Annotated in this window: 10 protein-coding genes and 2 pseudogenes; 4 read left to right on the top strand and 8 right to left on the bottom strand. The window is 57.4% G+C overall.

The window, feature by feature from the left end; all coding sequences use genetic code 11:
* Positions 1 to 177 precede the first annotated feature (177 nt).
* Both IPP88_07530 and IPP88_07525 read right to left on the bottom strand, forming a co-directional pair.
* Positions 178 to 999: a cytochrome c3 family protein gene (locus IPP88_07530; protein MBL0122577.1), complete on the bottom strand. Its 822-nt coding sequence runs from the start codon at positions 997 to 999 to the stop codon at positions 178 to 180.
* A gap of 246 nt (positions 1,000 to 1,245) precedes the next feature.
* Positions 1,246 to 2,373, bottom strand: coding sequence for a 6-bladed beta-propeller (locus IPP88_07525; GenBank protein ID MBL0122576.1), 1,128 nt, complete (start codon positions 2,371 to 2,373; stop codon positions 1,246 to 1,248).
* A 242-nt stretch (positions 2,374 to 2,615) separates the two neighbouring features.
* Between IPP88_07525 and IPP88_07520 the strand changes: the two genes are divergently transcribed.
* The 3 genes from IPP88_07520 to IPP88_07510 all read left to right on the top strand — a co-directional run bounded on the left by IPP88_07520 (position 2,616) and on the right by IPP88_07510 (position 4,930).
* Complete coding sequence (locus IPP88_07520) at positions 2,616 to 3,347, top strand: c-type cytochrome (GenBank protein MBL0122575.1); 732 nt, start codon at positions 2,616 to 2,618, stop codon at positions 3,345 to 3,347.
* Positions 3,344 to 4,387: a c-type cytochrome gene (locus IPP88_07515; protein MBL0122574.1), complete on the top strand. Its 1,044-nt coding sequence runs from the start codon at positions 3,344 to 3,346 to the stop codon at positions 4,385 to 4,387. Before IPP88_07520 ends, IPP88_07515 begins: the two co-directional genes overlap by 4 nt.
* Before the next feature lie 93 nt (positions 4,388 to 4,480).
* The gene (locus tag IPP88_07510) at positions 4,481 to 4,930 is read left to right on the top strand and encodes an SMI1/KNR4 family protein (GenBank protein ID MBL0122573.1); all 450 of its coding nucleotides are present in this window, start codon (positions 4,481 to 4,483) and stop codon (positions 4,928 to 4,930) included.
* A 152-nt stretch (positions 4,931 to 5,082) separates the two neighbouring features.
* On the opposite strand, the gene IPP88_07505 is transcribed toward IPP88_07510, so the two are convergent.
* The 3 genes from IPP88_07505 to IPP88_07495 all read right to left on the bottom strand — a co-directional run bounded on the left by IPP88_07505 (position 5,083) and on the right by IPP88_07495 (position 7,406).
* Positions 5,083 to 5,877, bottom strand: coding sequence for a fumarylacetoacetate hydrolase family protein (locus IPP88_07505; protein ID MBL0122572.1), 795 nt, complete (start codon positions 5,875 to 5,877; stop codon positions 5,083 to 5,085).
* Positions 5,878 to 6,058: 181 nt separating this feature from the next.
* Positions 6,059 to 6,478, bottom strand: coding sequence for a hypothetical protein (locus tag IPP88_07500; protein ID MBL0122571.1), 420 nt, complete (start codon positions 6,476 to 6,478; stop codon positions 6,059 to 6,061).
* Between the two features lie 148 nt (positions 6,479 to 6,626).
* Entirely contained in the window at positions 6,627 to 7,406 is a 780-nt protein-coding gene (locus IPP88_07495) for a hypothetical protein (protein ID MBL0122570.1), read from the bottom strand.
* Between the two features lie 230 nt (positions 7,407 to 7,636).
* Between IPP88_07495 and IPP88_07490 the strand changes: the two genes are divergently transcribed.
* Positions 7,637 to 8,293 (top strand): phosphatase PAP2 family protein, encoded by a 657-nt coding sequence (locus IPP88_07490; protein ID MBL0122569.1) that lies wholly within the window; start codon positions 7,637 to 7,639, stop codon positions 8,291 to 8,293.
* A 189-nt stretch (positions 8,294 to 8,482) separates the two neighbouring features.
* On the opposite strand, the gene IPP88_07485 is transcribed toward IPP88_07490, so the two are convergent.
* The 3 genes and pseudogenes from IPP88_07485 to IPP88_07475 all read right to left on the bottom strand — a co-directional run bounded on the left by IPP88_07485 (position 8,483) and on the right by IPP88_07475 (position 12,815).
* Complete coding sequence (locus tag IPP88_07485; GenBank protein ID MBL0122568.1) at positions 8,483 to 8,773, bottom strand: collagen-like protein; 291 nt, start codon at positions 8,771 to 8,773, stop codon at positions 8,483 to 8,485.
* 119 nt (positions 8,774 to 8,892) lie between these two features.
* Positions 8,893 to 11,299 (bottom strand): annotated as a pseudogene (locus IPP88_07480) (hypothetical protein).
* A gap of 324 nt (positions 11,300 to 11,623) precedes the next feature.
* Positions 11,624 to 12,815: pseudogene (locus tag IPP88_07475) on the bottom strand (ammonium transporter).
* Positions 12,816 to 12,908 lie beyond the last annotated feature (93 nt).

The following is a 12,908-nucleotide window of genomic DNA, read 5'->3' as shown; positions in this document are numbered from 1 at the left end:
GCGACCAAAAAACAAAGCGCAGCGAATACTTGTTTCACTGGTGCGTGCCGCACTCGACAAACGCCGATCTGGTGTTCACACTGCGATGCGAGGACCGACCTGATCGCAGACGTTCCCCGCATGAGTGGAAATCCCCTCAGCGATACACACGATATCCGCTGCTTGAATTCCATGCGGTCATTTCACGTGGCAAGCCAGGCATACCGCGCTACCAGTGTTGGCAATGCGCAGGAAGGTCGGATTGGCGCTATGCGGATCATGGCAACTTGCGCACTCGACAAATGGCTCTGGCTGAGTCTGTCCGGTATATCCGCCACCGCCGGCACCAGGGCCGCGCGTATACAGCGCCATGTCGGTCTTTTGCCGGGACCCTGCAAGTCCGCCAGCCGCCGTCGTGTCGACCCACCAGACCCGGTTTGAACCGAGGATGGCGCTTTGTGGCACGACGAAATCTGGATCGCCAACGCCCGCCGCGCGGGTGACAGGTGTCGTGGCATTGAAGCCACCGCCGGCATACTGAATACCGATCGGGTGATCGTTTCTCAAATCTGTCGTGAGATTCGTAATCAGGCCGGCGCTGATCGCCCCCGCAGTCTGGTTGGCGCCCGCCCACGCACCAGCCATCGGCCCGCCAGTGGCGTTATACCCGCCCGATCCGGGCGCATTGATGACCACGTTCATTGCCTGGGTGCCGTCGTGACAGGACATGCACGCAATCGAAACAGAGCCAACGGGAGCGGTCTTCCCATCCAGCGTCGATGTGCCAAGACTATCGTAGGTCTGATAAGTCGTCCCGCTGATGACGCGATTCCACAACGGTGCCGCGGCCGAAGTATCGGCGCCGTGCGGCGTGTGGCAGAAGACGCAGAGTTCGTCGGTTCCGCCAAATCTGTTTGGCCCAGGCCCGGTGGTCCCGAGATTGTGTTTGGTCCCGGCAATTTGCGCCGTCGCCATTCCCGTGAACATCAGGCCTGCCGCACATGCCAAACCTGCAAGCATCCACGCCAAGCCTCTACGACAATCTTTGAACGTCACGCTCATATTTCCTCCGACTGGTGATGGGGTAGAAGCGGGATATTCAGCTTTTCCATCCGCGCTACTACTTTTCCAAACAGCAAATTACATGCCACTCGATCTGCGGCCGCTTTTCATGTGAAAACTAAGGGCATTGCGCCAGCCAAAGCATGTCGATTTCCCGGCGCCGGGAATAACTCGCGGGCAATTCTCGAATTTGAGAAAGGGGCGCTACTTTTCGGCACGTGCACCAGCCGGCGCGTTGGCGCTGCCAAGGAATCCCGCTTTAGGATCAAGCATTGCGGGTCTGAAAATATCCACCTTCCGGAAGTATTGATCGACGACATAAACGCGCCCATCTTCATCCACGGCAATTCCCGAAGGAAGCATGTATTTCGCCGGTCCATCTGCATTGCTCCGCCCGCCGATATCGAGAAGCAATTTTCCCTCCGGCGTGAAGATCTGGAAATTTCCGAATGCGGCGTCAACCACGTATACGTTTCCAGCGGCGTCAATGGCGATTTCTTTTGGTCGCGAAAATTGGCCGCCCTGACGACCGACGGCACCAAAACTGCGTATGAAACTGCCGTCCGGTCGCAACACCTGAACACGAAAGTTTCCGCCATCAACTACATAGAGAAAGCCATCTTTGCCGACAGCCACATCACGCGGCAGGTTGAATTCTCCGGGTCCGTCACCGCGTTTGCCTATGCTGCTCAGATACACGCCAGATTTACCGTCAAATACGCGCACACCATGATCCATGCTATCGATGCCGCCGATATCCACCACATACACCCGCGATCCAGCGGCATCGACCGCGATACCGGCGGGACGTTTCAGGATATCCGGCCCTCCCATTTGCCGCAGATAGATTCCGTCAGGTCCGTAGACCAATACCCGATGGGTTCCGCCATCACTAACGTACGCGTTTCCGCCCGCATCGACATCGACACCGAGCGGCAAGCGCAGCCCCCCTTCTGCCTGTGCGCCGAGTTCGTAGTAACTTCCCTGTGGAAAATCGAAGACCATGACCGAGCGCTTGACCGAATCGGTGACAAATACGCGCCCGTGCCGCACGGCGATTCCGTACGGTTTGGCCAACCCCTCGCCAACTTTCTTTTCGCCGGTAACGAGGCGGCGGAAGTCGGCCTTGCCATCGTCACGCATGACGTCAGCACTGCTGTAGATGCTGCGCTCATAAATGAATCGCGCAAACTCGGGAGGCGGCGGAAAGACCGGGTTGTCCACCGCCTTTGTCGGCGCCTTTGGCGCAACCGCACACGCGCTCAACACGACGATCAACACATTCACGATCGCGAATCGAACTTGTACGCCTATGTGCTGCTGTCGCTGCATATTGCTTTCCTCGCCGTAAGGCATTGCGACCACCAACTCGCAAGGAATGTGCCAAAAGCCTGCAGCAGCACGACATGGCACTGATATTGCATGCCTATCGAACCATTCGACGCGAAAACATCCGTAACCTATTGCCCCCTCCAATTTTGATGACCCCTTCCGTGGCACCGATGAGAAATCGATTCAAAACGCTCTCCAACTCTGTAAGGGGCTTGTCGATAGCGCTTTCATGCGTCTTGCCAATGCTTGCCGCCGTGGCGGGAGGCACATCGGAGGCCGGCAAATCCGCTGCGGATCCCGCCAAGTTGTATCAAAGCTACTGCTCTGTGTGTCACGGCGACAAAGGCGACGGTCAAAGCCGCGCGCGCGCAAGCCTGAACCCGCCGCCAGTGGATTTCACCCGCCCCGGCACCCGCGCCATGCTCACGCGCGAGCGCATGATTCTCGGCGTTCGCGAAGGACGCCCAGGCACTGCAATGGTCGGATGGAAGACGCAGCTTTCGGATGTCCAGATCGCCGCAATTGTCGACCATGTTCGCAATGCGTTCATGAATGCAAATGCCAACCTTGACGCGGGAAGCGCGCAAATAGGCGCGGCAAAAACATTTGTCGCACCCGCAGCAAGCCAGCAGAAAAACACCGCCCCGGTGCCCGCGCCTCTCAAGGGCGATTGGGCGGCAGGCCAGCGACTGTATGAGCAAAATTGCGTCGCATGCCATGGGAAGGACGGCGACGGAAATGGCCCACGTGCCTATTTCATCTCACCCAGGCCGCGTAGCTTCGTGAGTGCTGAATCGCGTGCCGCCTTTGGCCGGCCACTGTTGATTCTATCCATCGCGCAAGGCAAACGCAGCACCGAAATGCCCTCGTGGGAAAAGGTACTGAACGCACAGGAAATTGCCAATATCGCCGAATACGTATACCTACGCTTCATCGCCACAGCCGGTAACCCAATCCAGAGCGATCGCAAATGATCCGAACGACACTTCTGGCTGCTTTCAGGACTTTCGCACTGGTCGCAATTGCTGCCTGCGAGCATGGCGCTGTCGCCCCAACGCCGCATGTCAGCAACATCGCGCAAGTCAGCGCAAGCCATGAACTGGGACGGCAAGTCTACAATTTTCGTTGCTACTACTGTCATGGCTATTCAGGCGATGCGCAGACCTTGGCGGCCACTTTTCTGAATCCGGCACCGCGAAATTTCAAAACCAGTTCACCGGCTGAGTTGCCGCGCGAGCACGCAATCGACGCAATTACCAATGGGCGGACGGGAACGGCAATGAAGGGCTTCGCCGGTTTGCTCGCTAAAAACGAGATCCAGGCTGTCGCGGATTTCATAATCGACGAATTCACGCGCGCGAAGGCGAAAAACACCCATTATCACACCGACGATAACGGATGGCGTAATCATGAACGCTACAGGAGCGCCTTCCCATTCGCGACCGGCGAAATTGCGCTCGACGAACTCAACGAAACCCTGTCACCTGCACAGCGACAAGGGAAAAGGCTTTTCATGAACGCGTGTATCAGCTGTCACGACCGTGGGAGAGCCAGGATCGACGGCCCTGCTTGGGCGATACGACCGGTAACGTACCCACCCGATTTCTACCTGTTGGCGGAATCCGGGCGCGCCGATGGGCATTCAGGTTTCGATCCGCACCACACCCACGAAAAGCCACGCGCTATTCCCGGCCTGACAAAAGTCGAGAAACATGGCGAACGGCTATATCAGAAAAACTGCGCGTTTTGCCATGCCGCCGACGGCACAGGCCGCAACTGGATCGGCAGTTTTCTCGAACCCAATGCCACCGACTTTTCCGCCGCGCAGTCCAGCGCAAACGATAAAGCAAGACTCACCGCCGTCATTGCCACGGGCATCGAGGGAACATCAATGCCTGCGTGGAAAAATGTGTTAACGGCGGCTGAAATTGACGCGGTGGCTGCGTACGTTATTCGCGCATTTGCAATTGCAGAGGATGTCCCGCAACGAACTGCATCTGTCAAGAAACTGTAATAACGCAACCCTTGCTGAAAATGCCCACCACCATGGGATTCTCACAAGAAGCCACCTTTTCGTGAATGCAACTCAACCAAACGGATCAATATCATGACTTTTGATGAAGTGGCGCGACGTCTCTATGGCAACGAAGAATTCGAGCATGGTGCCGGCGCCAATGCCACGACAATTTCTGCGGCAGAGGCCGCATTGGGCTTGGCCTTTCCGGAAAGTTATCGACGGTTCCTGGCCTCGTTCGGTTGGGGTTGCATTGGCCACTTTGAGATTCATGGCCTTGGACAGGACGTTCCTGTATGGCTTGACATCGTAAAATTGACCGCAAGCCAGAGAAAACTGACGCGCTCAGGTATGAATTTACGAATCCCCCCATACCTTCTGCCGCTGCACAATGAAGATGATGGCGATCAGATTTGCATCGACACCATGCAACGTGTCGGAGATTCCGCTCCCGTGGTTTTTTGGGACCATACAATTGGAAACCGACAGGCGCCGGAAAAGATAGCGGATGACTTTATCGAGTGGCTGGCCAGTCTTATTTGAATAAATCGTACACTCCGCAACTGATCCATATGGATTCATGCCTTCAACGCCAATTTCCGCGATAGACGCCGCTTCGCGCAATGCACCGGAAGCTTCAGGTTGCCATCGCTCGATCGAAACCTGCGCGAAGTGCCGCGACCATCTTCGGGTAGTCAGACGATCTTGACGCTCAATTCCGGCAACTTGTCGATGTGGCATGCGATCACATCTCCGGGAACAACCGGTCCGACATTCTCCGGCGTACCAGAATAAATGATGTCACCGGGCATCAACTCGAATGCCTCGGAAATCCTGGAGATCTGCTCCGCGACGCTCCAGATCATCTGGTTCAGGTTGGCGTTTTGTTTGATGGCGCCATTGACCTTCAACCAAATGGCGCCTTCCTTGAAATGACCGACCTGCCCGACCGTGTGCAACGGCCCTATCGGCGCGGATTTGTCAAAGCTCTTGCCGATTTCCCAGGGCTTTTTCTGATCGCCCATTGCCCGCTGTAAGTCGCGTCGGGTCATGTCAAGCCCCAGGGCGTAGCCATAAACATGATCAAGCGCTTTGTCGACCGGAATGCTGCGTCCGCCCTTGTTGAGCGCCGCCACAAGTTCGACTTCGTAGTGATAATTCTTGGTCAGCGTCGGGTAAGGGTGATCGACTACCTTGTCCGGCGCGATGAACTGGATGGCATCAGTCGGTTTCTGGAAAAAGAATGGCGGTTCACGCGTCGGGTCGGACCCCATTTCACGCGCATGCGCGGCATAATTGCGGCCGATGCAGTAGATGCGGCGAACGGGGAACAGGTCAACACTACCGGCAACTGGAATTACCGTGACACCGATGGGAAACAAGGTTTTCATGTCATTGCTTGCTCCACCAGGAAGCGCGCACCCGGCAATAGCCCCAAGTGTGGCGACCGCACCGGTCTTGAGAATTTCACGACGATCATTTTGGTTCATGGCAATTTCCCCGCAGTTAACAGCGGACGATCCGGCGATGCCCACTTTCGCGTAGTGTAGTCCCGTCGTGGGAAGCGGACATTTGAGCGAGGTCAATTTTTTGCACGGGACTGCCAAATATTCACGCACGTAGCAACGTTGCGCATTGCACCTTCACTGGCACGGCGGAAGCAATTCCGCGCTACGCGTCGACCGACGCAACAACCTGATTGCGATCATCCGGCAAGTCAGCATTTAGCCAGTCGTTTGCTTTCCCGTAGCTCTCAAAAGCACGCAAGTTAAGCCCCCTGTTACCGGCACACATTTCGAGAAACCGTGCGTGATCAAATGCGAAATTACCATCCACCAGTACTGCGATTTTCTTGTTGGTGGGCAGTGCCGGATTTGGAAACGCCATGTGCTTCGCAAGCTCATAGATGTGAACAGTCGACATGGCACATTCGATACCCCGGAGATCAAGCAGTACTTCATATTGCTCATCGAAGTCCGGGTCGGCCACGATTGACTTCAGCGCAACTTTCGAGGCGTTGAGGTCGAGCGTCCCGGCCGCCGTCATCACCATGAGGTGTTTTAGCGGAAATGCATGTTTATGCGTTTTCATGCCTGTCTCTTTTCATCCCTGTGTTCTGTGTCGCAACGGGCGGGCAAAACCGGGAATTGGTCAGCCACATTGCCCGGTGATGATGGCAAGCGCATTGCAACCCCGTTCGGGATACCTGCGCTCGCCTCAAGTGTTCACCTTGAAACAACTACCTGGTTACGATCGCGAATCGTCCAATCGTTTGTGAGCACAAATTGTCCTGGGACAAAAATCTACCCGTAATGCCAGATGGGTTGGCCTCGATTTCCACCATGTCATAGTTGCCGGCGACACCCGGGCACGTATACGTGCCTGATGACGAACCCATCCGTCCACTCTGGCGATAGTTGCCAACGTAATTGCAAATTGTCCCGCTTGCGTTTGAAGTCATTGAAAGCGTGGTGGCGGAATTGGTAATCGCCACTCCCGCGACTGTCTCGGTCGTGCCCGCATTCAACGGATTTGAACAGCCGGTCGACGTCTGCTTGAAAATGCCCGCAAAACTTCCCGACAGGTCATTGTTACGAAAGGTCTGCCGCGTCAATGCCTTGGTCACAAATGTGCCGTCAACACTGTAGGCCAATGTAGCCGCGTCAATGAACGCGGTAAAGTCCACCGTGCCAACTTGCCTGACGCTGACCAAGCCGGGATTGAACGTGGTCCCGAGCCATGGTCCCGTGGTCTGGTACATCGGGCCGGAAAAAACCAGCGCCCCTGCTCCCGTCTGACCCGAATAAGTTGCCGTTGCCGTATAGAAAGTGGGCCGATTGTCCGTGCTATAGACGAAGAAGGTCAGAAAAACAACTTCGCGTTGATGGGTGGCCGTGACTCCCCACCCGGATTCATTGGCGTTCCACCACATATCCGTCAGATCGGTCGTGAAGGTGTTTGCCGATGCAAACGGCGAGCCGAGCCAGAACAATATCAGACCTGCAGTAATTTTTTTCATTTGATCCCCAAGAGTTTTCCGAGAACGAACAATGCAAACCGGCATTGATGCCTTGTCACATTCTTGGGCGCAGGCGGCCGCCCGGCAATTGGCCGGCTGCCCAAAAAAATGTAGGAGGATTCTGATTGTTTGGCAACACGATCAGTTCAGGCTGGCGGTCATTGTGGTGCCGCCGTGTAGACTGACCCCGTGTGTGGCGAAAAACAGAATAGAGAACAGGTTGGTGTGACGTGCCGATAACAATCGGGTTGGTCTTTGTGGTAAGTGCGATCGGGTTGTTCGGCTACGTCGCAATGGCGGTTGTAAACGGCGGGCCGTTGACGATTGCGGATGTGCACGTTGCCCGATGGCTTCACGCGCGATCTTCGCCGCCCATGACGCAAGCAATGCTGGTTGTTACGCACCTCCATGACACGATCCCCATCACAATTGCCGTCGCGCTCGGCGCGGTTTATCTGGCGCTAAAAAGAAACTGGTACTGGCTGTTGTGCGTGGGCGCGACGGTACCGATCGGCATGCTTCTGAATGTCGCCTTGTCACATACTATCCAGCGCGCCCGCCCGATCTTTGATGATCCGCTGCTGCTGATGACGACATATAGCTTCCCTAGTGGCCATGTGGCGGGCGCAACTTTGTTTTATGGGGTGTTGGCAGCACTGCTAGTCTCGCGGACACACAATCAACAATGGCGCATCGCGATTGTCCTTGCCGCTGGCGCGATGGTGGGGTTTGTCGCGCTGACACGCTTGTATCTTGGCGTTCATTACTTGAGCGACATACTGGCAGCGTTTGCAGAAGGAATCGCATGGCTCGCGATTTGCCTCACATCCATTCAGGCATGGTGGAATGCGGGCAGCAGTTCTCTTACCGAAAAAGTCGGGCAATAGGCGAAAGCAACCATTCCATCACGTACATCCAAGGAGAACCGAGCCTGGTCGATCGTGGCATCGGCTCACCGTTTTCAAATGGAGGCGCTCGAGGCTGCCAATGGATAAAGGAGAAGATGATGCCTCGAGATCCGGTGGCAGCATGTGGCCACCGCCCGGACCATTTGAACAATGTTTGATTGGAGCCAATTAACGCTGGGGAGCCGGTGGAGGAACGACAACGATCGTGTCGCCACCTGTTCTACCCTTGTCGCCCTTGGCGCCTTCAGCACCTTGAACGCCTTCCGCACCAGTTGCTCCGGTTGCGCCGGTTGCACCTTTTTCTGCCGAGGCACCCGGCGCGCCCTGCGCGCCCTGCGGACCCGCCGGACCCGGAACGGCCACGACAGCCGGGGCCGACGGTACGACAACCGTCGGTCGGTCACATGCGCTTAATGCCAGCGCGGACAATGCTACTGCAACGGCGATTGAATATTTCATGATGTGGTTTCCTTTATGTCGAACTAGCGTTGCATGCCGTATTGCACGCGACGGTCCAAATAACTTTGCTTCCAATGCTTGCGGGACAAAAAATGAATTACCCGGCGATGTGAGAACGGCTACTCCCTTTGCTTGCGATTTTCTTCGTCCCGCTTTTGCTCTTCCTTGTCTTTTTTCTTGTCATTCTTCCTGTCTTCCGGCTGGCCGGCAGCAGGCTTGGGCTCCTGGCCTCGGGGTTCTGCCTTAGGCGCCGATTGTGACTGCGGTGGTCGTTGTGGCGCGTTAGGCGCAGTCGCGGGGGCACGTGGCTCGGCTTGCCTGATTGCCGGGACAGGCTCTGCCCTCGGCGGTTGCGGTGGGGGTTGCGCTGCGCGTGCCGGAGGAACAATTTGCGGAAGCGCAGTCTTTGGCTCAATGGTGCGTTGCAGCGGCGGCGCTGCGTTCGGTTGTCCGCGCGGTTCGGATCTTCCACGTTGTTCGGGCTGCGGCGTTGGTGGGGATGGCGGGACGGCTTGCGACGGTGCAGGCTGGGCCGGTGACGGACGTTGCACCGGTGATGAAGGTGCGACTGGCGCGACAGGCTGCACTCGTTGCCCTTCGTTGCCGCGTTGGTTGGCTTGATCGCGCGGATCGCGCGGATCGCGTTTAGCGCGTTGTTCCGCAGGCGGCGTGGCGGGCATCACGGGAGCAGGTTGCGGTGGCGCGACGCGGGTCGGCGCCGCACTTTGCGCGGGTGCCGGTGCCGGTGGAACTGGGGCAACAGGTTGAGCGCGTTGATCGGCCTTGCCACGAAGATCGGACCTTCCGCGTTGCTCCGGTGGTTGTGCCGCTGGTATGGACGTTCCGGCTTGCGGTGCTGCACCCGTAGTGCCCGAAGTTGCAGGCGTGGCCGGTACATTGCGTTCATCGGATTTTCCACGCTTATCACCGGCCTTACCCGCAGGCATGTTGGGCGCAACTCGCGGAGGAAGCGCGGTCGGCGGCGCAACTTGCGGCGGGATAACTACTTTGACCACGGGTGCCGGCACTGCTGGCGCTGGCTTCAACGCCTGGCGCGCGGCCGGGTCGAGCGGAGTTCCAGGCTTGGCGGCCAGTTGCTGTTGTTGCGCCGCAAATCCCGCGTGCGCCGCAGGCGGCGCCGTGCGCGCAACTACTGGGCGCTCAAACACGCGTCCTGGCGGCTTGCCACCCTGAGCTGCAGCGCCACGAACACTCTTCTCAACAGGCGCCACGCGCGGAACCAGCGCGATTGGCGCACTGGCGATCAATTCCCGGGGCATCTCTACCCTTGCCCTGGACACCGGCTGCGATTGCACGAAAGCTGTCGCGGGTACGGCGATGACAGCTCCTGCCACTTGCCGGTTGGCGTAGACCACATTGGTCACGTTCGAATTGTTGTAATAATTATTGATGACGGTCGTATTGACGACCGTGTTGCTGCGATTGATATTCTCGAAATAGCCGCGGCTCACTGCATAGGACGGCCGATAGACTTCGCGCGGCGCAAGCGGGAACCATGCGACCCCTCCGACATTGCCGCTGGAAATCCTGAGCTGGAAATTGTCGCCGCCCACGAAGGCGACCAGTGCCGGGGCGTAGTAAGCGCGGGAGCGGGACGGACCGGGCACCCAACCCCATGCGCCGCGCTGATTCGTCCAGCGACCGTAATGTGACACGGCATAACCCCACGGTGCATCATCTATCCACGTCCAACCCCACGGATCGACCCACGCCCAGTGACCGTCGCGATATGGCGCCCAGCCGGCGGCCACGCGATTGGGAAACCAGATGTTGCCGTAAGTTGCATCGGCGCGCCACGTACCGTTCTGATCAAGGTCTTCATAGCCAACCACATCCCGCGAAACATAGCGCGCGGAAGTCGAATTGTCGTAACGGCGATCTCGCTGGCTCGCCCAGTTATCGAACTCATCGAGGCGCGGCGAATCAATGTAATCGTACTCGCGCAAGCCGGTTCCCGTGAACCGATACGGTTGCCGCGAATCGATGACATAGGCTGCACCATCGCCATAGGCTTCGCCACGGCCGCTGCGCACAATGATGGTCGTTGCGTTGCCATCTGCATCCACTTCAATCCGGTATTCGCCAGCCTGCCTCAAGGTAAACGCCAAGGTTAGGCGTATCAACTTCAAACAACTGGTTGGGATCGAGACGGCGGACGCGAACATTCAATGTGCCCTGCGTCAATTGCAGCTGGGTAATTTCGTCGTCGAGATTGAGAATGGATACGCTGGTGAATGCATTCATGCGGATCACGGCGCCGCCGATCTGGATTTCGGCACGGGCGCGCGCATCGGCCCAGAGGCGATCACCAGTCGTCAGCGGACGATTGACCGTGGCCTGAACCCATTCATTCTCGCCGCCGGGTGAAAAACTGACCGCGCCGGTGGCATAGCCGAGTCGCGCGACGCGCGATGGAGGATCCGCATTGGCCCAGCCGCTAAAGGCAATAATTGTTGCGCTGGCCAAAAAGGCCAGCGCCTGGAAACGAAGTGATTGGCGCCGCATGGCTATTCCTGACGTAAAAATGTGTTGAGGTGCGCGAGGTATCAACACACTTTGAATCGCGGACGCGCGGCGGCGTATCAGCGGAATTCGCAAACCCTTGTAGGACGAATGCCCCCAGCGAGGTGCGATCAGGTGCGCCTCGCAAAAAAAACACAAACTCTAGCACTGGCGGGTGCTTCCGTGGCATTTGACGCCAGAATGCGCGCCAATGCTAGGGTTTTGTATCCGCCTCTATATGGCTATTTGCCGCCTTGCCATCCCACATGCCAAGAGCTACGCGACCCACGCGGGGTAACACACGACCGTGACGGCTGTGCGGACCAATCAATCCCGCTCCGGCGTCGCGCTGATCTTGTGAATCGCCAAATCGGTACCTTCGTACTCCTGCTCTTGATCGAGCCGAATGCCGACGATTGCCTTGAGCGTGCCGTAAACCACGAACCCGCCGATGAGCGCGATCGAGATGCCGAGCACGGTGCCGGTGAGTTGGCTAAGGAAACTCACACCACCCATTCCCCCCAACGCCTTTGCGCCAAAAATTCCCGCCGCCAAGCCACCCCACGCACCGCACAGACCGTGAAGCGGCCACACTCCAAGAACATCGTCGATCTTCCAGCGGTTTTGCGCCTGGGTAAACATGAAAACAAACAGCGTGCCCGCGACGCTGCCGGTAACGAGAGCACCAATCGGATGCATGACGTCCGACCCTGCGCACACCGCGACCAGGCCCGCGAGCGGACCGTTATGCACGAACCCGGGGTCGTTCTTGCCGGCAACCAGTCCCGCCAGCGTGCCACCTACCATGGCCATGAGCGAATTGACGGCGACGAGCCCGGTGACTTTGTCGATGGTCTGCGCACTCATCACATTGAAACCGAACCAGCCTACACACAATATCCAGGCGCCAAGTGCCAGAAAGGGAATGTTCGATGGCGGGTGTGCCGCGATGTTTCCGTCCTTGGTGTAGCGGCCCATGCGTGGGCCCAGCAACAGCACGGCGCTCAGGCCAATCCAGCCACCGACTGCATGTACCACGACGGAACCGGCAAAATCATGGAACTCCGCGCCGAACCAGTTCTTCAGCGTCGACTGGATACCAAGGGCCTGGTTCCACGCAATCCCTTCAAAAAGGATAGACGAATCCGACCAACAGAAATGTAGCAATCAGTTGCGGATTGAATTTGGCGCGCTCGGCGATACCGCCGGACACGATCGCGGGGATCGCAGCGGCGAAGGTCAGCAGGAAGAAAAACTTGACCAGCTCGTAACCACTCTTTGCAGCCAGTTGTTCAGCGCCGGCAAAAAAATTGATCCCGTAGGCAACGCTATAGCCGATGAAGAAATAGGCAATGCTTGAAATGGCGAAATCCACCAGGATTTTCATGAGTGCATTCACCTGGTTCTTCTGGCGCACGGTGCCCAGCTCCAGGAATGCGAAGCCGGCATGCATGGCCAATACCATGATCGCGCCAAGCAAGATAAACAGTACGTCCGCGCTCGATTTCAGTGTATCCATATGCGTCCTATGAGTCCTTTGAGTCCTTTGAGTCCTACAAATCCTATAGACAGCGCAAGAGAGTAAGGCTTGTCAATTCGTTTCGTCAGTCCG

This window comes from Betaproteobacteria bacterium (assembly GCA_016720925.1).
Lineage (GTDB): Bacteria > Pseudomonadota > Gammaproteobacteria > Burkholderiales > Usitatibacteraceae > UKL13-2.
This window is presented reverse-complemented; position numbering and strand designations above follow the sequence as displayed.